Origin of the sequence: Pseudarthrobacter sulfonivorans (genome assembly GCF_014712225.1) — a bacterium.
Taxonomy (GTDB): domain Bacteria; phylum Actinomycetota; class Actinomycetes; order Actinomycetales; family Micrococcaceae; genus Arthrobacter; species Arthrobacter sulfonivorans.
Genome location: NZ_JACXBW010000003.1, coordinates 153,425 through 173,541, shown reverse-complemented (window position 1 = coordinate 173,541; position 20,117 = coordinate 153,425). Strand labels below are relative to the sequence as shown.

The 20,117-nt window shown below is 65.4% G+C and carries 21 protein-coding genes and 1 pseudogene; 16 read left to right on the top strand and 6 right to left on the bottom strand.

The window, feature by feature from the left end:
* Positions 1-50: 50 nt before the first annotated feature.
* Entirely contained in the window at positions 51-557 is a 507-nt protein-coding gene (locus tag IAQ70_RS05185) for a MarR family winged helix-turn-helix transcriptional regulator (protein ID WP_190988245.1), read from the top strand.
* Positions 558-559: 2 nt separating this feature from the next.
* Here the strand turns inward: IAQ70_RS05185 and IAQ70_RS05180 are convergent, their stop codons facing one another.
* The 3 genes from IAQ70_RS05180 to IAQ70_RS05170 form a co-directional block, all read right to left on the bottom strand.
* Positions 560-883, bottom strand: a complete 324-nt coding sequence (locus IAQ70_RS05180; RefSeq protein WP_190988244.1) for a hypothetical protein — start codon at positions 881-883, stop codon at positions 560-562.
* Complete coding sequence (locus tag IAQ70_RS05175; protein WP_190988243.1) at positions 858-1,256, bottom strand: hypothetical protein; 399 nt, start codon at positions 1,254-1,256, stop codon at positions 858-860. Before IAQ70_RS05175 ends, IAQ70_RS05180 begins: the two co-directional genes overlap by 26 nt.
* A 65-nt stretch (positions 1,257-1,321) precedes the next feature.
* Positions 1,322-2,071, bottom strand: a complete 750-nt coding sequence (locus IAQ70_RS05170; RefSeq protein ID WP_190988242.1) for a GAF and ANTAR domain-containing protein — start codon at positions 2,069-2,071, stop codon at positions 1,322-1,324.
* 209 nt (positions 2,072-2,280) lie between these two features.
* On the opposite strand from IAQ70_RS05170, the gene IAQ70_RS05165 reads away from it, so the two are divergent.
* From IAQ70_RS05165 to IAQ70_RS05135, 7 genes are all read left to right on the top strand, one after another.
* Positions 2,281-3,147, top strand: coding sequence for an SDR family NAD(P)-dependent oxidoreductase (locus IAQ70_RS05165; protein WP_317983585.1), 867 nt, complete (start codon positions 2,281-2,283; stop codon positions 3,145-3,147).
* 269 nt (positions 3,148-3,416) lie between these two features.
* On the top strand, positions 3,417-3,899 hold the full coding sequence (locus IAQ70_RS05160) for a VOC family protein (RefSeq protein ID WP_190988241.1): 483 nt from the start codon (positions 3,417-3,419) through the stop codon (positions 3,897-3,899).
* A complete protein-coding gene (locus IAQ70_RS05155) occupies positions 3,896-6,577 on the top strand; it encodes a PEP/pyruvate-binding domain-containing protein (protein ID WP_190988240.1) in 2,682 nt (893 codons plus the stop codon). Before IAQ70_RS05160 ends, IAQ70_RS05155 begins: the two co-directional genes overlap by 4 nt.
* Before the next feature lie 213 nt (positions 6,578-6,790).
* On the top strand, positions 6,791-8,236 hold the full coding sequence (locus tag IAQ70_RS05150; RefSeq protein WP_190988470.1) for a DUF5129 domain-containing protein: 1,446 nt from the start codon (positions 6,791-6,793) through the stop codon (positions 8,234-8,236).
* A gap of 77 nt (positions 8,237-8,313) precedes the next feature.
* Positions 8,314-8,775 carry a universal stress protein gene (locus tag IAQ70_RS05145; protein ID WP_190988239.1) on the top strand — a complete coding sequence of 154 codons (462 nt, stop codon included), beginning with the start codon at positions 8,314-8,316 and terminating at the stop codon, positions 8,773-8,775.
* A complete protein-coding gene (locus IAQ70_RS05140; RefSeq protein ID WP_190988238.1) occupies positions 8,772-9,626 on the top strand; it encodes a universal stress protein in 855 nt (284 codons plus the stop codon). Before IAQ70_RS05145 ends, IAQ70_RS05140 begins: the two co-directional genes overlap by 4 nt.
* A 24-nt stretch (positions 9,627-9,650) precedes the next feature.
* The gene (locus IAQ70_RS05135) at positions 9,651-10,109 is read left to right on the top strand and encodes a pyridoxamine 5'-phosphate oxidase family protein (RefSeq protein WP_190988237.1); all 459 of its coding nucleotides are present in this window, start codon (positions 9,651-9,653) and stop codon (positions 10,107-10,109) included.
* Between the two features lie 68 nt (positions 10,110-10,177).
* Here IAQ70_RS05135 and IAQ70_RS05130 read toward each other — a convergent pair.
* A pseudogene (locus IAQ70_RS05130) lies at positions 10,178-10,549 on the bottom strand (heavy metal translocating P-type ATPase); the annotation flags it as partial.
* 393 nt (positions 10,550-10,942) lie between these two features.
* The gene (locus tag IAQ70_RS05125; RefSeq protein ID WP_223858920.1) at positions 10,943-12,583 is read right to left on the bottom strand and encodes a DUF4389 domain-containing protein; all 1,641 of its coding nucleotides are present in this window, start codon (positions 12,581-12,583) and stop codon (positions 10,943-10,945) included.
* A gap of 247 nt (positions 12,584-12,830) precedes the next feature.
* On the opposite strand from IAQ70_RS05125, the gene IAQ70_RS05120 reads away from it, so the two are divergent.
* Entirely contained in the window at positions 12,831-13,508 is a 678-nt protein-coding gene (locus IAQ70_RS05120) for a response regulator (protein WP_190988236.1), read from the top strand.
* Between the two features lie 25 nt (positions 13,509-13,533).
* On the opposite strand, the gene IAQ70_RS05115 is transcribed toward IAQ70_RS05120, so the two are convergent.
* Positions 13,534-15,246 carry a GAF domain-containing sensor histidine kinase gene (locus tag IAQ70_RS05115; protein WP_317983584.1) on the bottom strand — a complete coding sequence of 571 codons (1,713 nt, stop codon included), beginning with the start codon at positions 15,244-15,246 and terminating at the stop codon, positions 13,534-13,536.
* A gap of 167 nt (positions 15,247-15,413) precedes the next feature.
* Here IAQ70_RS05115 and IAQ70_RS05110 point away from each other — a divergent pair, with 167 nt between their 5' ends.
* From IAQ70_RS05110 to IAQ70_RS05080, 7 genes are all read left to right on the top strand, one after another.
* Positions 15,414-15,677 carry a pyridoxamine 5'-phosphate oxidase family protein gene (locus tag IAQ70_RS05110; RefSeq protein WP_407682562.1) on the top strand — a complete coding sequence of 88 codons (264 nt, stop codon included), beginning with the start codon at positions 15,414-15,416 and terminating at the stop codon, positions 15,675-15,677.
* An 86-nt stretch (positions 15,678-15,763) separates the two neighbouring features.
* Entirely contained in the window at positions 15,764-16,768 is a 1,005-nt protein-coding gene (locus IAQ70_RS05105; protein ID WP_190988235.1) for a zinc-dependent alcohol dehydrogenase family protein, read from the top strand.
* 77 nt (positions 16,769-16,845) lie between these two features.
* Entirely contained in the window at positions 16,846-17,214 is a 369-nt protein-coding gene (locus tag IAQ70_RS22650) for a universal stress protein (protein WP_263406481.1), read from the top strand.
* Entirely contained in the window at positions 17,115-17,624 is a 510-nt protein-coding gene (locus IAQ70_RS05095) for a universal stress protein (RefSeq protein ID WP_190988234.1), read from the top strand. The genes IAQ70_RS22650 and IAQ70_RS05095 overlap by 100 nt, the downstream gene beginning before the upstream one ends.
* Positions 17,611-18,450 carry a universal stress protein gene (locus IAQ70_RS05090; protein WP_190988233.1) on the top strand — a complete coding sequence of 280 codons (840 nt, stop codon included), beginning with the start codon at positions 17,611-17,613 and terminating at the stop codon, positions 18,448-18,450. Before IAQ70_RS05095 ends, IAQ70_RS05090 begins: the two co-directional genes overlap by 14 nt.
* Before the next feature lie 161 nt (positions 18,451-18,611).
* The gene (locus tag IAQ70_RS05085) at positions 18,612-19,667 is read left to right on the top strand and encodes a zinc-dependent alcohol dehydrogenase family protein (protein WP_190988232.1); all 1,056 of its coding nucleotides are present in this window, start codon (positions 18,612-18,614) and stop codon (positions 19,665-19,667) included.
* Entirely contained in the window at positions 19,664-20,116 is a 453-nt protein-coding gene (locus IAQ70_RS05080) for a flavodoxin family protein (RefSeq protein WP_190988231.1), read from the top strand. Before IAQ70_RS05085 ends, IAQ70_RS05080 begins: the two co-directional genes overlap by 4 nt.
* Position 20,117: the final 1 nt, after the last annotated feature.

The following is a 20,117-nucleotide window of genomic DNA, read 5'->3' as shown; positions in this document are numbered from 1 at the left end:
CTGGCGGACTAAAAACTTCATGCGTGAAGTGAATGCCCTAGACTTGCCCCATGGAACAACCCGAGGAGCCCCGCTGGCTAAACAGCGACGAACGCGAGGCGTGGCTGACTTTGGTGGGCGTGATGATGAAACTGCCGTCTGCCCTGGATGCGCAACTGCGGCGCGACGCCGGGTTGAGCCACTTTGAGTACATGGTCCTGGCAGGCCTGTCCGAGGCGCCGGACCGCACGCGCCGGATGAGCGATCTGGCCGGATTCACCGAGTCAGGCCTCCCCCGCCTGTCCCAGGTGGTGAGCCGGCTTGAAAAGCGGGGCTGGGTCCGTCGCTCCCCTGACCCCACCGACGGGCGCATCACCTTGGCCGCGCTCACCGATGACGGCTGGGCAAAAATCGTCGGGACTGCCCCGGGTCATGTGCAGGCCGTCCGCACACTGGTATTTGATCCCCTGACGAAGGCGCAGTCACGCCAGCTCGGCAGCATCGGCAAACGCATCCTCAGTGTGCTGGACCCGGACGACTACTGCCTGCGGAGCGCCGACGTCGAGCCTGGAGCGTAAGCTTACGACCGCTTTCTGACCCTCGGCCGGGCCCCCGGCGAGGAGCGCCACGGGTTCAGGAGGTAAAGGCTCGCCCATGCCAGCCCTATCACCAGCAGGGCCCGGATCGATAATGCCCATGGAGTGTTCCACAGCCATAACGCTGCGGCCCAGGGAAGAAAGATCAGGTACTCCAGGCCCTGAAGTACCCACGCCTGGCCTTGGAACGCGGCCCACGACTCACCAAGATCCCCCTGCCGAAGCAGCAGCAAAACTCCGAAGGCTACCCACAACAGCGCGGCGATGAGAAAGACTGCTGCGCTAACGATCTTGGTGGAGTCCGCCATGGCCCCTCGCCCCTCCCGTTTCCCGGGCTCTGGCAGACCTGAGGTTTCGTACGTGGAGGACCACCGATATGACGATCAGCGGTACATGGATGGCCGGCAGGTTGTGGGCGAACCATTTGGGGAGATAAATGTCTGTCACGGAACCGGTGGGGTCGCCGAGCCGTCGCGCCAGCGGCGTCAGCGGACAGTGGAACCCGTTGGCGGCGAAAATCAGGATTTCGCCGGCAACAACAGCGGCAGCCTGTCCCACGCGCCGGTCAGTCCGCCTTCGGATCCCTGAATACAGCACGAACATCATGCAAGCCTCGATGGTGAACCAGGCAAACGTATGGAATCCCTTCACGGCTTTCAGCGCCAGGCGGTGCTCCGTCATCTACCAACTCAAGCACATGGCGTCGCTGCCGCAGCAGGGGCTTTTGTCCTGCCGCACCGGTGTACTCAGCTGTCGGAACGGATCCTGGTCGGATGGGCGGCGCCGGTAGAGGCAACGATCTCGGCCGCCAGCTCGTGGATGCTCAGGTTGCGTGCCCGCGAAGCCTGGAAGAGCCATTCAAGCGCAACATCCTGGCTGCAGCGTTCTTGTCCGATGATGACACCGACCGCGATGTCTATGGGTGGCCGGGCCGCCATCGCGGTCCGGAGATTATGCTCCGCCTCCCGCAGTGACGCGATCCTGAGTACAAGGCGCAATCCCTTGGATGCGTCGGCGGCCAAAGCGTGCGCATTGGCGATTGCCTCCCTGCCGAAGCCGTGCGGCCGGAGGCTGTAAAAGCTCATCCCGGCACTGGCGACGCCTTCCAGAGGCATCGCCAACGCCAGGACGGACAGCACTTTCTGGCGCCTGGCGGCATCAACGAAGCTGGGCCAGCGTTCCTCGGTCCTCAGATCCGGGACAAGGACCATTGACTCATCCGTTGCGGCGGTCAACGCAGGACCTTCCCTGTTGCTGGTCTGGGCCGCCTCAAGACCGCGTGTGGCTTCATCGGAGCTTCCGAGAGCCGGGATGCCGGAGGCTCTGAGAACAGTGATGCCGCAGGACACATCTCCCGAAAAATAGGCCTGCTGCTCGGCGCAGAGTGCGGCGAGGTCTTCGAGGAAGCCGGAGAGGTCCGGACAATTCAAAACGAGGTCCTCGACGTAGCCGGTGATGTCGGCGGCGGGATAGGTGCGGGGAAGTCGGGCAGCCATGGGCAACCTTTCCGGATGCTGGGGGTTCCATGCCCAGTCTTGCTTGCGGCCGCGCTCTGCCTGACGGTCATTCCAGCCTACTCCTCCCCCCGCCCGCGAGGTAGGAATGGGTCGGACGGCCCTACGCTCCCCGCCGCTGCTGAGTGAAGCTGGAGGTTGAGCAAAATGTCAGGAGGGCGGGAAGCGAGATGGGATCCATGGATGGCACCGTGGCTCTGGTAACAGGAGCGGCGGGCGGCCTGGGAAACGCGATAGCAACGGGCCTTGCGCGCGAGGGCGCCCGGGTGGTGGTGGTCGCGCGCTCCGCACCGCGGGCGGCGGAAGCAGTCGAGGCCATCCGCTCGCGCGTTCCTTCCGGTCAGCTAGAACCACTGGTCTGCGACCTTTCGGACCAGGCCTCGATCCGCACTGCGGTGGCGGACTTCCGCTCCCGCCATGACAGGCTCGACGTGCTCGTCAACGCAGCGGGCGTGCTCCGCAAGGAGCGCCACGTGACGCCCGACGGCCTTGAACTGACCTTCGCCACCAATGTGGTTGCCTACTTCCTGCTGACCAATCTCTTACCGGACGCGCTCAAAGACGCCTCCGGGACGGGGAAAGTTACTCCTGACCAGCCGGCCCGGGTGCCGCGGACGTCCCGGATCGTGAACGTGGCCTCCCGGTATGGAAATGCCAAGCTCAACTTCGATGACCTCCAGACGGCAAAAGGCAAATACAGCTACCTGCGCGCCACCCCGCCCACCATGCTCGCCCGTGTTCTCCTCACGCAGGAGTTCGCTGAGCGGCTGCGTGGCTCCGGCGTGGTGGCCAATGCCGTTCATCCGGGACTGGTCAAGAACACCTCGCTGCTGCAGGACGTCGGGGGCCCGTTCCGCTGGATTACCAACGTGTTGGGCGCGCCGGCTGAAACGGCAGCGGACACTCCGCTGTGGCTCGCCACGTCAGGCGAAACAGCGGGAGTTTCCGGCAAACTGTGGTCGAAGCGCAAGGAGCTCCCGACGCCGGGCATGGGTTCGGACCCGGAAACCCGCCAACGCCTGTGGAACATGTGCACGCAACTCACTGAACGGCCGTGACTTACCGCGCGGCGTCGGTCGCGCGGTATTGATTTCCCCCGCTCCACAGCGTCCCCGACGATCCGTTCAGGGTCGAAGGCCAGCTGCAATGTCATCGCTGTGGTTGGCCAAGACGGCCCCTTGCTAATCCCCGGGCGTGCCAGTACTCGGCCGGGTGTTCTCGACCCCATGATTCAGGGTCGGACCCGACCGGTTGACCATCATCCATGTTCCGATGACCGATTCCGGCCTATCTTTGGAGGACGACCCTGCGATCAAAGGAATTTGCCGTGGACCGTCTAGTCCCCCAGCTCGATGGTGTACATCACCTCAAACTCCCGGTCCGCGATCTGGACCGCAGCAGTGAGTGGTTCCAGAGCCGGCTCGGCTACGCCACTGCGATGGAGTTCCGTGAGGACGGCAAGGTCATGGGCCTTGCACTGAACCACCCGGATGGCGGCCCGCGGCTGGCGCTGCGGCTGGATCCGGCCAAAGCAGCCGCCTCTGCCGGATTCGATTTCTTCTCGATCGGCGTTCCGACAAAAGCCGCACTTGACGCGCTCTCAGCGCGGCTGACCCGGCTGGGGGACACTCACTCGGGCGTCCGGATAGCCTCTCTAGGATGGATACTTCCCGGGCTCTCGGACCCGGACGGCCATGAGATCCGCTTCTACACCACGGAATCCCACCAGAATGCGCCGGAAGGACAGGTGTATATCGTGGACAACGCCCGGTCGGCGGGGAAGCACGCAGGCATGGAGGGGTCACCATGACGTACGTCAGCAATTTGGGTGATGTGGGCCGAGATGACGTCGCGCTCGCCGGCGGCAAGGCCGTGGGGCTGGGCGGCCTCATCAAGGCAGGGCTGCCGGTTCCCCGGGGTTTTGTCCTTAACACTGCGGGCTATACGGATTTTGTGGGCGCAAATCGCCTCGAGGCGGACATCCGTGCACTGGCCGCACTGTCACCGCAGGCGTCGCCGCAGGACTACGAGGATGCTTCCGCGCGGATCCGCGCACTGTTCACTCACGGCACCATGCCGGCCGGCATCGAAGCAGAACTGGGCGCCGCCTATGGCCGCCTCGGCGACGGGAACGCGGCCGTTGCGGTGAGGTCGTCGGCCACGGCGGAAGACCTTGCCTCGGCCAGCTTCGCCGGGCAACAGGAGACCTACCTGAATGTCGTGGGGGCCGAAGAGCTGCACGCGGCAGTGATCGATTGCTGGGCTTCCCTGTGGACCGCGCGCGCCATGGCCTATCGCGCCCGCGAAGGCATCGCACCGGACTCGGTCCGCCTCGCGGTGGTGGTCCAGCGGATGGTGGAGGCCAAGGCCGCCGGCGTGATGTTCACGGCCAATCCGGCCAACGGGCGCCGCGACCAGACGGTGATAAGTGCCGCGTGGGGCCTGGGCGAGTCCGTGGTCAGTGGAACGGTCACCACGGATGACATTGTGGTCGACGCCGGGACGGGCCGTGTGCTGTCGCGGCGGACAGCCGACAAGGAGGTCATGACGGTCTACGGGGAGCACGGCACCAAGGAACAGCCGGTACCGGCGGCACGGCGTCGTGAGCCCGTGCTTGATGACCGGGACGCGGCCGAACTTGCCGGTTATGGAACGCGGATTGCGGAGCATTTCGGCGGGCCGCAGGACATTGAGTGGGCGCGGGCCAGTGACGGGTTCGCTATCCTGCAATCCCGTCCCATCACCGCGCTGCCTGAACCGGCAGCTGATGTCCCGGACACCTGGCCTGTGCCCTATCCGAAAGGACTCTACTTCCGGGCGAGCATCGTGGAACAGATGCCCGACCCGCTCTCGCCGCTGTTCGCCGACCTCATCGACGGCTCGGTGTCCAAGTCGCTAAGGGCCTTGATGTCAGAGGCCATCGGCAAGAACGTGATCCGCGAGGACGACGTGGGGCTGCCCACCGTTAACGGCTACGCGTACTACTACTACCGCACCTCGGGAATGTGGCGGGTGATGGGCAGGTCGCTGACCGCCGTACGCGCGCTGGTCCGCGGCCAGGCGCACATGGGAGTGGCCGGCTGGCGGGAATATTCGCATCCCCGCTACGAACGCGTGATCAAAGGCTGGTCCGCGAAGCCACTCCGCGCGCTCTCCGGTGAGGAACTGCTCGAAGGCGTGCAGGTACTGCTGGACGCCGGCACCGTGTACTACACGGCCGTGCAGTCAATCATTCCGCTTGCAGCCACCAGCGAAATCTCCTTCCGGGCGTTCTACGACAGGCTGGTCCGGCGCGACGGCGATCCCCCGGCCCAGACGCTCCTCCTCGGCTACGACAGCCAACCCATCCAGGCGGAGAAGTCGCTGTATGACCTCGCCGGCTGGGCCCGCAGCGATCCCGGACTGACATCGGCGCTGTTGAACGAGCCGACGGCGGCGCTCGCCGAGTGCCAGCGCACCGGCTCCCCGCCCGCCGACGTGGACCTTGCCATCTGGCAGGAATGGCGTTTCTGCTTCCAGGAGCATCTGGACCGGTTCGGCCACGCCGTCTACAACCTGGACTTCGCCAGCCCCGTGCCGGCCGACGATCCGTCCGCACTGCTGGACACGCTCAAGTTTTACCTGCGCGGGCAGGGCACCGACCCGCACGAGCGGCAAAGGCAGCTCACGGAGCGCCGGGAGGAGCTGACTGAACAGATGTCCGCCCGGCTCGGGCCGCGCCGCCGGGCCGCATTCCTCCGGCTGCTCCGGTGGGCCCAAGACCTCGCACCCCTCCGCGAGGACGCGCTGGCCGACGTCGGACTGGCCTGGCCGCTGCTGCGGCAGATGCTGCTCGAACTCGGGCAGCGGCTGGTGCATGCCGGCATCATTGCCGAGCCCGGCGACGTGTTCTGGCTGCACTTCCAGGAGCTGCGAAGCGCCGTCGAGTTCGGCCTGGCCGCACCGCGAGCCCCGGCGGCCGTGGCCATTACCGGAGCCGACCGGCCCGTCCGCGCCGCCGCCGTCGAGGAGCGCAGGACGCTGTGGCGGGGCCAGGTCAAAGCTGCCGCCCCGCAACTGCTCCCGGAGAGCCGGTGGATGGAGAGGGTCTTCGGGTCCATGATGCCTGCCGGCCCGCAGCATCAGGTCGGCAACGTGATCAAAGGCGTCGGTGCGAGCTCGGGCCGCGTCAGAGCTCCCGCCCGCGTCCTGCACGGGCCTCACGACTTCGCCCTGATGGCGCCCGGTGACGTCCTGGTGGCCCGCATCACCACTCCCGCGTGGACATCGCTGTTCGCGATGGCCTCCGCCGTGGTCACCGATGTCGGCGGTCCCTTAAGCCACAGCTCGATCGTGGCGCGGGAGTACGGCATCCCCGCCGTTCTCGGCACCGGCGTGGCAACGCAGCGGATTGCCAGCGGCCAGATGATCAGCGTGGACGGCGACGCCGGCACAGTCACTCTAGAGGCCTCGCCAGGAACGCCGGGCGCACGGCCGGTCAATCTCTGATGCGGTCTCCCCGCGGGACGTTGGCCCCTACCACGCTGCGCTGGCCTGTAAGACACTGGCGAACATTAGGGTGTTAACTCCGTAGGATGAGCTGCGGGTAGGTCCTCGCTTCCGGCCCTGCCGGGCTTTGGTGCCCTGAGCTCGATCCCGGGAGGGGTATTCATGGCGGGAAGACTGTCAACGGCTGAGGCGGGCAAGGCCGCCGGTGACCTGATGCTCAAGAGCTTCACGTTGCTGCTGCTCGTGTTTGCCTTGCTGCTGGGCGGCGGCACGGCGGCGCTCGCTGTCACACCGACCGGCGTCGTTATTGAGGACAGGGCCGGCGTGCTCGACCGCAACGCCCTTGTCCCGGCCATCACCGCCATCGAATTCCATGAGCCCACCAAAGTGGCTGTCTACACCTACAACGGAAGCGCCGCGGACAACCTCAACGAAGAGGTCCTCAGGTTCGCCCGCGCGGAACACCCGGACTGGATCAGCCCGGACGGTCAGAAATGGGCCGACGGTCTCTTCATCTTTGCGCTCGATCCCGTGGGCCGGCACGTGGGCACCTACATGGGAGAGGACCGCAAGGTTTCACTGGCGCAACGCGATGACATCCAGGAAGCGGCAAAGGACCTCCTGCGCGACGCCCAGTGGACGGACGGCACCATCGCGGGAGTCCGGCGGGGAGCCGAACTCATCAATCAGCCCTGGTACCAGTCGGCCGCCTTCGTCATCACAGCCTGGGTGACGGGTTCGCTGGCCGCGGCGGGGGCTGCTGCGTTGCTGATAGTACGGGCCGTAACCAGGGCGGGCAGCCGCAAGGAGCTGGCGAGGGGAGACCGAAGCTACGCCAACGTCAGCACAGAGCTGGACGTCACCGAGCTCAATGCGAGCACCATCCCGGAGTCGTCCTCGTACGGCAGCAGTGTCCTGGAGAAGCACCGTACCTTCCTGAACCGCTACAACGCGGCCACCGGGCTTTCGAACCGGGTGCACGCCCTGACACCGAGGGCGTTGAGCCGCCGGCCAAACCTCAAGCTGGTCCGGGAGTATGCGGACGCCGCCGCCGAGCTGGATGCCCTCGATGACGTCATTGCCGACAGCAACGCGCTGTTGAACCGGTTGAACACCTGGCCAACGGCTTGGGACCGCCAGCTGGCGCCCTTCCGCAGCGACCTCGCCGGGCTGGAGCAGCTACTGACCAAGCGTCACGGGCAAGGCGACTCCGCCACCGCCGCGTCCCTGCGGTCCTTCCGCGACCAGATCCTGGCGGAAATCGAACGGTGGACCGCCCAGCTCACAGACGGGACCATCACCCCGGATGAAGCGCTGGACCGCCTTCGTGATGCCCGCACCCGCCTGTCCGAGCTGCTCAAGCAGCACACCGAAACCGTGATCGCGGGCTTCGCCAAGACCGAAAGGGAAGCCAAACTCATGCGCAGGGGGATGGAAGATGCCCAGGAAGGCACCGACCGCCACCGCCGTCGGGGCTACGAACCCAGCATCCTCGGCACCGTCTACCCTTCCTACTATTTCTTCTCCGTCCCTGCCTTCAACTCCGGCCTGAACACCGGCGTCGGCAGCGTCAGCTCGGCCAGGGGCGGCGGCGGGACCACCGGCTACGGGAGCAGCGGGGGAAGCTTCTCAGGCTCCGGCAGTTCCTCCAGTTTCTAGGTGACTTTCGGCCCTACACGTCCATCGCCCCTGGCCGCAGGCTGGAGAGCAGCAAGAGTCCATTGAAGGGATGCATCATGGAGCCGGCGTCAGAAGGTGCCATGTTTGTGGTGGGGGTGGACGGATCGGAGGCATCCGTGGAGGCGCTCCGGCAGGCCCACTGGCTGGCCGCCCCCGTCGGGGCCAAAGTACTGGCCACCGCCTACTGGGATGACCCGCAGGTCTATGCCGGGTACGTGGCAATGGGCATAGACCGCTTCGAGGACCGGGTGATGATCGTCCTCAACGACGCCCTGGAACAGGCCTTCGGCGACGAGATTCCGGCCAACGTCATCCCGCGCGTTGTCCGGGGCCACCCGCGGGATTCCCTCATCGACGCCAGCCGGCACGCGGACATGATCGTTGTTGGCAGGCGAGGCCATGGAGGATTCGGCGGCCTGCTCCTGGGCTCCGTCAGCTCAGCCTGCGTTGCCCATGCACACTGCCCCGTCCTGGTTGTTCACAGCCCCGATAAGAGAACAAAGGAAAACCAGCCGTGAGAACCTCTCAACCCATCGCCGTCGCCACCAACGACTCGCCGCAAAGCCAGGCGGCCGTGCAGTGGGCTGCCAGCCGGGCTGCTAAGGCTGGCGTTCCGCTGACCATCCTCTATGTCGTTGACGACCGCTGGATGGCCGACCCCATTCCGTGGACCGGGGAACTGCTGGAAAAGGGGGAACAGCTGCTGCAGTCCGCAGCCGGGCGCATGACGGGCACGCTGCCGCTTGAGGTCACCACCAAAGTCCTGGAGGGAGGAATCGCTGACTCGCTGCGGAAGTATTCCTCCCAGGTGTCGATGCTGGTGGTCGGCTCCGGCGCCCCGCATTTGGGCGGTTCGCTGACGGACCGGGCCCTGCAGGTAGCCGCTGCAGCGAAGTGCCCGGTCGCGGTCATTGGGGTCACGGAGGCTGAAGGCGGCCAGGGCGTGGTGGTGGGCGTGGACGGCTCGGAGGAAGCCACGCAGGCCGTAGCGTTCGCTGCTGCCGAGGCAGACCGGGAAGGCCAGGAGCTGACGGTGGTTTATGCCATCTGGGAACCGGACAAATGGGTGGACAGTGGAGCTCTCACCCAGTCGCTGACCCAGCGGATTGAGGACGAGGAACAGATGGTGCTGTCCGAAACTGTCTCCGGCCTCCGCGAGGACTACCCGGACCTGGTAGTGCACAGGATCATGGATACCAAGCGGGAACCGGCTGAGGCGCTGGTCAAAGCCGCAGCCGGCGCCCGACTCCTGGTGGTTGGAAGCCGGGGCAGGGGCGGTTTCAAGCGGCTGCTCCTCGGTTCCACAGCACACGCGGTCCTGACGCAGCTTCCGTGCCCCACGGTCATCACCCCAATCCACCGCATCTAGCACCAGACGTAGTAGCCTGCGAGCATGCAAAGCGATACTTCGGGATCCCGGACGGAAGTCCTCAACGTACACGACTGCTGGAAATACCTCCGGTCAGTCTCGGTCTGCCGGGTTGCCCTGATCCGCAACGGTGAGCCGGAAATCTTCCCCGTCAACTACGTTCCCGATAACGGCACGGTGATATTCCGCACCGGATCAGGAACCAAACTGGATGCCGTGCTGGGCGGCGGTTCCATCGCGTTGGAAGCCGACGGCCTCAACACCTACGGCACCATCGCCTGGAGCGTCATCGTCAAGGGCACGGCTGCGGTTGTGGACGCGCAGGAGGACTTCCAGGAGGCAGCGGACGCCGGGCTCTCACCGTGGGAAACCGGAAGCAAGGACCATCTGGTGCGGGTCACGCCCTCAGTGGTCAGCGGCCGGCGTTTCGTGATCAATCCCCCGTCGCACTGGTGGCCGCCGCTGGATGCCGGGCGGCACTGAATTGGGCGGCACTGAACCGGACGGACCTAAGGTTCGGGGAGGAACGGAGCAGCGCACGACGACGGCGCTCACCTCACGGCGCCCACGCTGACTGGAGCGCCTCCCACCGCCGTCGTGCTTGCCTTCCTGCCGCCGCGGAGGGCGCGAAGCGCGTTGAGGATAGTGGCCAGGTCCACCAGTTCCTGGAGGAGTGCGCCCGCAACGGCGGGAATGAAACCGAACACGGCCGCGACCATCAGGCCGACGCTGAGCAGGATGCCAATCCAGATGCTCGCCAGTGCTATCCGCATGGTGCGCTGGCCGATGTCAACGGCCAGCGCCGCTCTGGATAGGTCGTCGAGCATGATCACGACGTCCGCCGACTCACTCGCCGCGGTTGATCCTTTGGCGCCCATCGCGACACCGACCTCGGCGGCGGCCAGCACCGGGGCGTCGTTGAGCACAATGATCAGGGCCGCGACGTACTCGCCCGCCGCCACCGTGGCGCCGATGGCGGTGACGGCAAGCAGGTCAATGCCCCACCGGCCACCGAGCAGCGCCCTGAGCATCGAACCGGACCGGATGACCGCGATGAGGACAGCGTAGGCGCTTGCTGTCCACCGGGCCGCAGGGTCCTCCCCCCGTGCAAGCAACACCGTGACCACTGCACCGATCCCCACGGTGGCACGGGGAAACGCACCATCGCAGTCCTGAGGAGTGTTGGGCTCATGGCTACGACCCTAGGGCGTGTCCGGAATCCGCAGCTAAGGGGCCTTCGGACCCCAACTGGGTATTCTTGCCGCCATGGCCGTGCCGTTGCTGGCAGTCGGTGCCCTCAATGCTGCGGAGGAGCCTTATGCGGGCGTTGTAGGGTCCGACGGCGGCACGGGGCTTTCCGGGGGCACCGGCCTTTCCGTGGGCACCGGGCTGCCCGAAGGCATCGGACTGATTCGCGGGGCTGTACCCTCCGGCGGGACCGGGCCAGTCAACGGAGCCGGCCCCCGCTCGCCGCTATCCCGGGCACCCTGGTCGAGGCGGAACGGCGGGTATTCGTCGCGCATGAGGGCCACGTAGGTGATGACCCGGTAGATCCAGCGGTTGAAGCCCATGAGCAGGTCGAACAGGGGGCGCTGGTAACGGCCGCTGAAGAGCAGGATGACAGCCGCAACAAGTACCAGGAAGTTGAACAACGAGAATCCCGTTGCCGTCTCGTACCTGATTCCCGGGTTCTGGGGGTCGCTCCAACGGACGGTGCTGGCGCCTGTCAGCGCCCCAATAATGATCAGATGTGGCAGCGCGAGGAGCCAGCCCTTGACCAGCACGAGTCCGCGGGACAGCCGCTCCGGATAGTCGACCTCAAAATCAGCGGGGTAGTCAGTCCGGGCCAGCGTGAATGGCGGATACCTGTCCGTTCCCAGCGCAGAATAGGCATAGAAGGACACGCGCCAGCTCCAGCGCAGGACCCCCACGTTGAAGTTGAAAAGGGAACGTGGAAAGCGGGCGGTAAACAGGATGGCGAACCAGGCAATGATCGTGACTACAACGAACGCGAACCAGAGGAACAACAGCACAACAAAGTGCGGGATGGCCAGGAACCATTTCACCAGCCACATCCATCTGGACAGCACGGGATCGAGCTCACCGCGAAGCCTGGCCGGATAGGGCATCGCGTCGGCAGCATCATGGACACCTGTGAGCTGGTTACCTGGGACCTGATTGCCTGAGACCTGATTGCCCATGACCCGGTTCGGGGGGCCTTGAGGGGCTCCGTAGGGCGCGGCGCCAGAATACGCTCCAGGCACTCGAGCGGCCGGCTGCGCCGCGTGGCGCCCCAGCCCTTGCGCGCCGAAGATCAGGAGCGGCACCCCGAGTACCAACAGGATGGCTCCTGCTGCGAGCAGTCCCGCAGCTATCGGACCGAACAGCTCGGACCGGAACCCCGCCTGCAGATCCGTTGATACTCCCGGGCTGGCGTCGGCATTCATGACCACCACGGACCAGTCTCCCGCAGCTATCTTCCAGTCCAGGTTCCGTTCGCCGCCACCAAGCGCGGAAGCCACCCAGAAAGTCTGTTCTGCGGGATCTGATAGTGGCGTTGTTCCCTGCACCTCCCGGTACTCAGTACGGAACGGCCGGAACTCGACTTCCCGCAATTCGGAGTAGTTGGCTCCTGAAAGGTAGCGGTCGACATCCTGCCTGGGTGCAATGCCAACAAAAATGTCCTTCCCAGGGTTGACGGACTCCGCCGTGATCCTGACGCTGCCCACGTCAAAGGGCAGGGGTCCCGGGTATGAGTCGCCCCGGATTCCATCTGCCCGGGCGGAGACTATGGCCGTGGAATCCACCGCAAACCGCTCCCTCGGAGAGGTGAGGTATCCGCCGTCGTTCTGGAGTGCGTTCACCCACGACGCAGCTATGCCGCCGAAAAGCAGCCCCACACCCATCATGGAGAACAGGATGCCGACTATGAGCATGGTGATGGAACGGGCTTTCATGGGAGTCCTTCCGTCGTAGCAACAACGTGGCCCCGCACCCCCTGCGGTGCAATGAGTCCCTTCCAGAGTTAGGCCATAGTGCACCGGTTAGTAGGGCCAAAGGTCACGGCTCGAAGCCCCAACGCCCCTACGGCACCCCGTTCGGGTCATTGGACCCTTGTGGCGGCCCTCCGGTTCCTAAAGAATGAGTCAGGCTCACGAAGGCACCCCGTTGCGGGTTTGCGGCGGGGGCGCAGAAGGGATCAGGATGAACGCCTCAACAGCACCGGAGCATGCCGTCGAAGTGTCCAACGACGGGATCCGGGTGTTCATCCTGGACGACCACGAGTTGGTGCGGCGAGGCCTGCAGGATCTCCTGGAAAGCGAAGGCTTCGTCGTCGTCGGCATGTCCGGTTCTGCCGCTGAAGCGGCTCGTCGGATTCCGGCGCTGCGTCCTGATGTGGCGATTCTTGACGCCCGGTTGCCTGACGGCACGGGGATTGAGGTCTGCCGCGATGTGCATTCGGTCGATGCAACGATCAATTGTCTGATCCTTACAAGCTACGACGACGAGCAGGCACTCCGCGGCGCAGTCCTCGCCGGGGCCTCGGGGTATGTCCTGAAGGAGATAGGTGGTTCCGACCTGATCGGAGCGCTGCGCCGCGCCGCCAACGGAGAATCGCTGTTCGATGCGGAACTGAAGGCCAGAATCGTGCAGGGCCTCGCCGAGCCGGAGCACGTGGACCCGAGCATCGCGGTGCTGACCCGGCAGGAGCGCAGGGTGTTGGAGTTTATTGGCGAGGGTCTGACCAACCGCCAGATCGGCGAGCGCATGCTTCTTGCCGAGAAGACTGTCAAGAACTATGTCTCGTCCCTGCTGGCGAAGTTGGGTTTTGAGCGCCGGACGCAGGCGGCGGTCCATATGGCGCAGCACCGCGACCAGTAGCTACGCCAGCAGCACGGCGGCCAAGCTAGAACACAGGCGCCGTCCAGGTCAGTGCTGTTCCGGTTTCAGGGGAACTGGAGACCTCGAAAGTGCCGCCGAGCTTGCTGGCCCTGTGCTGCATATTGGTCATTCCGTTCCCGGGCGTTCGGACGCTGAATCCCGCGCCATTGTCCTGGACCCGGACATGCACGAATCCGTCGTCTACGGAAACGGACACGCGGATGGCATCCGCCCCTGAGTGCCGGACGGCGTTACTCAGCCCTTCCGTAATTACGGCCAGGATGTTGGATGCGGTTTCCTCGTCCCTGATCGCGTCGATGGGGCCGGTCAGGGTAAGCCGGGGAACAAACCGTAGCGACCGGGCAGCGGTGCGGACTGCCTGCAGCACACGGCTGCTGAGAAGTTCCTTCTCCAGGGCGGAGTCATTCAGGGAATAGATGGTGTTGCGAAGCTCCCGGATGGTCTCGTCCAGTTCGGCGGTAACGTTCTGCAGGGTAGTCGCGCCGGCATCGCTGGTCATCAAGCGCCGGAGGCTTTGGATGCTGAGCCCCGCGGCGAACAGCCGCTGAATGACCAAGTCATGAAGGTCGCGGGCGATCCGGTCGCGGTCAGTGAACACCGCAAGTTGTTCCCTCATCCTGTGAGCTCTCGCGAGTTCCAGCGCAAGGGCAACGTGCGAACCGAACACTGAGCCCATCTCCACATCCGTCTTACTGAATCTCCCGGCAACATGCTCGCGCACGAGGACCAAAAGCCCGTAGTTGGTGCCGCGCGCGCTGAGGTCTATGACCAGCAGTTGGCCGCCACCCGGCACCATGGCACCGCCGAGGGCCGACGAAGCGCCCTCGATGACAGCCGCCTGGCCTGTGGAAGGAACTGCGTCAATCTCCCCTGAATCAAACGGCGAAAGCCGTCCAACCCACTCCGCGGCGGTTCCGCCCGCGGCCCCCGCCACGCGGAACAGGCCGGAAGTGCCTTCCGGAACCAGGATGAGCGCAAGGCAGGAACCGGACTCCTGCAGTGCCCTGGCGGCGATCATGTCCAGTCCCCCGTCCTGGTCCCCCGGCGTCTCCGCGTCGCCCATCTTGCCGGTAACGTCCATACAAGCCTGAAGCCATGCTGTTCTGCGCCTGGCGTCATCGTAGAGCCGGGCATTTTCTATGGCGACGCCGGCGGCAGCAGCAAGTGCCTCCGCCAGCTCCTCATCCTCGTCCGTGAAGTCGCCACCACCCCTTTTTTGGGTCAGGTAAAGATTGCCGAAAACAACATCCCTCACCCGGATCGGTACGCCAAGGAAAGATTTCATCGGCGGATGGTGCCTGGGAAACCCGTAGGCATCCGGATGTTGGCCCAGGTCATGAAGCCGCAGCGGCTTCGGATCCCGGATCAACAAGCCGAGGACGCCGTGGCCTGTGGGGAGCGGGCCAATCTCGTGGGCGAGGTCCTCCTCGATCCCCACCGTGATGAAGTGGCTCAGGCCACGGTCACTTCCGATGACTCCCAACGCTCCGTATTCAGCGCCAACAAGGTGGCAGGCAGAATCTACCACCCTGTGCAGGACGGCCTCCAGGCTCAGGTCTTCGGCCAGTGCAACGACGGCATTCAAAAGGCCTTGCATCCGTTGTTGGGCGCTCACCAACTCCCCGGCACGGTCAACAAAGTCCGTCAGGAGTTCGTCCATCCTAGAGCCGGCAGCGGAGCGCGGGCCCTCAGCCGTGTGCCGGATGGGTTCGCTCACGGGAACCGCCTTCCGGAGGTCTTTTTGACCGCACACGCAAAGCCGACCGGCTGCAGCAGTTGCACACAGAATACCCCTCGCTGCGCTTTTCCTCCACGCTCTGAGGCCGGCTTCAGGGGTCTTTGTGCCCTGTGTTGCGGGCCGACCACGCCCCTATGCTCGTGGACATGACCACAGATGCATCGAGACTGCAGGCCGCCAGCCTGTCGCCTGAGGAGTGCTGGAAGCTGTTGCGGGCCGGTTCCGTGGGCCGCCTTGCCGTCTGGGTGCATCCCGAAATCTTTCCCATCAACTACAAGGGCCACCATGAGTCACTGGTCCTCCGGACCGGAGCGGGCACCAAGCTTGCGTCTGCATTGGGCAAAATGGTGGCACTCGAGGCCGATGGCGCTGACACCGATGCGGGCGTGGCCTGGAGTGTTGTGAAATAAGTGGACGGCGTTTCAAGATTGCTGCGCCGCTTACCTGGGGTGGCTCCCTGGACGAGGCAACCCGCGCCGGGCTGGAATGACCCTGTATGAGGGCGTGGTGGGTCGAGGAGCCCGGTCCCATCGCGTCCGGCCCGTTGCGGATGGGCGAGCGGCCTGATCCGTCGCCCGGCCCGGGCGAGGTCCTGCTTTCCGTGCGTGCCTGTGGCGTCTGCCGCACGGACCTGCACCTTGCCGAAGGGGACCTCCGTCCCCGTGCGGCCCGTAGGATCCCCGGCCATGAGGTAGTGGCCGAGGTGGTGGGACTGGGAACGGGCAGCACCCGGTTCCGTCTTGGCGATCGTGTGGGGGCAGCTTGGCTGGCCCGAACGTGCGGCTCGTGCCGATTCTGCCGGCGCGGGTCGGAGAATCTTTGTCTCAGCCCTACGTTCAACGGCTGGGACACGGACGGCGGGTACGCGGAGCTGATGGTCGCCCACCAGGACTATGTGTATCCCCTGCCCGAAGTATTCTCTGATGAGAAGGCTGCGCCCTTGCTCTGTGCAGGGATCATCGGATACCGGGCGCTTCGGTGCTCCGGGCTCCCACGGGGCGGCAGGCTGGGCATCTACGGTTTTGGCGGATCAGCCCACCTGACAGCCCAGATGGCCATCTACGAAGGCGCAAGCGTCTACGTCATGACACGATCGGCGGCGGCGCAGCAGCTAGCCTTGGAATTGGGGGCACGGTTCGCCGGGCCCGCTGAAGCCGACCCGCCTGAGCTGCTGGACGCGGCCATCCTCTTCGCTCCCGTGGGTGGCCTGGTGTCTGTTGCGCTCAGGGCGCTGGACCGCGGAGGGACCCTCGCGGTCGCCGGAATCCATTTGAGCGACATTCCGGTCCTTGACTATCAAAAGGACCTCTTCCAAGAGCGCCACCTCCGCAGTGTTACAGCCAACACCAGAACCGATGGCCTGGAATTCCTGGCGCTGGCCGAGAAGATTCCCCTCCGCCCCACCACGGTGGCCTACCCCTGGACAAAGGCGGACCAGGCATTGCTTGATCTTTCGCGGGACCGATTCACGGGAGCTGCCGTGCTGCTCCGATCATCCTGATCCGCGGGAGGAAGCGCTGCGCCTTAGGTGTCCTTCGACCCTAGGCGCAGAGCCGGATACTGGGGAAAGGTAGTGCCATGAGTGAAGGCAAACGCTTTCTGGTTGGAATTGACGGTTCGGAATACTCCCCCGCGGCGCTGCGCCTCGCCGGCCGGCTGGCATTCGCACTGGGCGCCCCGCTGCATGTGGTCACGTGCCTGGGTTATTCCGACTTCTATCTTCCGGAACGTGTGCCCCCTGGCGGGGTCCTCGCTACCCCGGCGGAACTTGAGGCCATCGCCCGCCGCCTGATGGAGCAGGCCCTCGAGAGGGCCTTCGCCCCGAACACCTCTCTGCGGTTGTCAAAGTGGGTTCGCCGGCGAAGGTCCTGGTGGAAGAAAGCCGGAACGCCCAGCTGCTCGTCGTGGGCCGGCGGGGCCGTGGCGGCTTGCTGGGACAGCTCATGAGTTCGGTGAGCGCCGCCTGTACTGCACCCGCGCATTGTCCTGTAGTGGGGGTCAGCCAGGAGGCCGGGAAGACCATGGAACAAACCCCTGGCCTGAATCCCATAGCGGTGGGCGTGGACGGGAGCGCCCCGTCCCTCACGGCACTCCGCTGGGCCCAAGCGTTGGCACCGCTGCTCAAGGTCCTTGTTGAAGAAAGCAGTACTGCGCATACCGTCATTGTGGGCAGCCGCGGACGCGGCGGATTTGAAGGCCTGCTGCTGGGTGCGGTGAGCGCGACAGTGGCTGAGCACGCAAAATGCCCTGTCCTCATGGTGCATGGCACGGACCTGCCGGCAGTATTATCGGTTGCTCCCGGGCAGCTTTCTGCAGAAGGCGGTGGCCAGACCGGATCCAGCCATGCCCCCGCCTGACCGCATGGTTGTTGGCTACGACGGTTCGGCCGAGGCGGCGGCGGCTGTGCGCTGGGCTGCCCGGCATGCGGCTCACCTGGACTGTGAACTGCAGGTGATTCATTGTTCGCTGTGGCCCCTGCTGACCAGTGACCTCGGACCGGTCAAAGGCATTGCAGGCAGCGGCCTGCAACATCAGGCCCAGACCATCCTTGAGGAGGGGAAAGCTGAGGCACTGTCCGTGGCGCCCCGGGTGCCGGTCCAGGGCAACCTCCTGTACGGCCTGCCCGCAGGCCACCTTCGGCGGATGGCCGGGGATGCCCGCATGCTGGTGCTTGGCAGCCGCGGGATCGGGGGTTTCCTGGGGCTTCTCGTCGGATCCGTCAGCCTGGAGCTGGCGGCCACGGCCGCCTGCCCTGTCGCGGTGATCCGGTTTGATAAGCACCCCCAGGGACGCGTCGTGGTGGGGATTGACTCGTCAGGGTCGGCGGGGGCGCTTCGGCTTGCCTGTGACCTGGCCGGCGCCACGGGAGCTGGACTGACGATCATCCACGTCATCCGATCCCACGACGACATGACCTACGCAACCGGGAGAGGCAATGAAGCGGCCCTTCGTCTCCTCCACAAGGTGGCTGACGACGCCAGGGCCCTTGCACCGAACGTGGCGGTCGGCCAGGACCTTGTCCGGGATGATTCCGTCCCCCGGGCGCTCCTCAATGCCTCCCGCGGCGCCGCCCTCATCGTGGTCGGAAGCAAAGGCCACGGCCTGCTGAAAGGAACTGTCGGATCGGATGCCCATGCTGTCCTCCACCACGCGACAGGCCCGGTGCTGATCGCCCGCAACTGAACCCGTCCGGACCCTGACTACACCGCCGGACCCCGGGCACCGCCGTCGGACTTTCCGGGACTTTTGTCCCTTACCGCGGCGGCAGCCGGGCGCCATCGTTGAGGTGGAGCAGCGTTCCGCCCGCCCCGTGGACCCAGGATCAACAACAGCGAGGAACGGACATGAAGGCTATCGTTTACGGCGGCCCGGGGAAGAAGTCCTGGACCGATGTGCCGGATCCGGCGATCCGGAACCCCGCCGATGCCATCGTCAGGGTGGACACCACCACCATCTGCGGGACGGATCTGCACATCCTCAAGGGCGATGTCCCGGCCGTGACGGAAGGACGAATCCTGGGCCACGAGGGTGTGGGCACCATCACGGAGGTCGGTTCGTCAGTGACCACCCTCAAACCAGGCGACCGCGTCATCATCTCCTGTATCAAGTCTTGCGGTCACTGCGCCAACTGCAAGGTGGGCCTCTATTCGCACTGCATGGGTGACGAGGGAGCCCCGGGCATCGGCTGGGTGTTCGGCCATCTGATCGACGGTACCCAAGCCGAATACGTGCGGGTGCCCTACGCGGAAAACTCCCTGCACCTCCTACCGCCCGGGGTAAGCGACGAGCAGGCCGTCATGCTGTCCGACATCCTCCCTACCGGCTTCGAAATCGGCGTCCAGTACGGGCGCGTGAAACCCGGCGACACGGTGGCAGTGGTGGGGGCCGGTCCGGTGGGGCTGGCCGCCATCGCCACAGCGGGGCTCTACGGGGCGGCGAGCATCATCGCCGTGGACCTTGACCGGAACCGGCTGGCGAAGTCCCGCGAGTTTGGGGCCACCCACGTTGTGGTTTCAGGCGACGCCGACTGGAAGGAACAGGTGCTGGCCCTGACCGACGGCCAGGGCGTGGATGTGGCCATCGAGGCGGTAGGCATTCCCGCGACCTTCAGCATGTGCACGGAGATCGTCCGGCCGGGCGGGAACGTCGCCAACGTCGGGGTCCATGGCAAGTCCGTGGAACTCCATCTGGAGAACCTGTGGATCCGGAACATCAACATCAGCATGGGACTCGTCAGCGCGAACACCACACCGATGCTGCTGAAGCTCGTGGCCCGGAAGAAGCTGCCGGCAGAAAAATTTGCGACGCACCGCTTCAGTTTCGACCAGTTCCTGGAGGCCTACGACACGTTCGCCAGGGCTGCAGAGACCAACGCGCTGAAGGTGGTCATTTCGGCATGAAAGCCCACGTTGTGTACGACTCCACCTACGGGAACACCAAGGCCGTTGCGGACGCCGTGGTGCAGGGGCTCAAACCCCTCGGCGCTGCAGCGGTCTCCGTGGCGGACTTCAACCCCGCCACCATGTCACCCGGCGACCTGCTGGTCCTCGGGTCCCCCATCAATGGCTGGCGGCCCACGCCCAAAATCACGGAACTCCTCACGAGGCTGGGCGACGGCAAGCTCCAGGGCATCAACGCGGCAGCGTTCGACACCCGCGTCCGTTTCTTCATCCATGGCGACGCAGCCAGGAAAATGACCAGGCTGCTGAAGGAGGGCGGCGCCACCATCATTTCCGACCCGGCCCCGTTCTACGTCCGGGGCACAGAAGGGCCCCTCCGCAGCGGGGAGCTTGAGAAAGCAGCCAGCTGGGCAAAAACGCTCGCCGCAGCCGTCCGCCCGGCGCCATGAG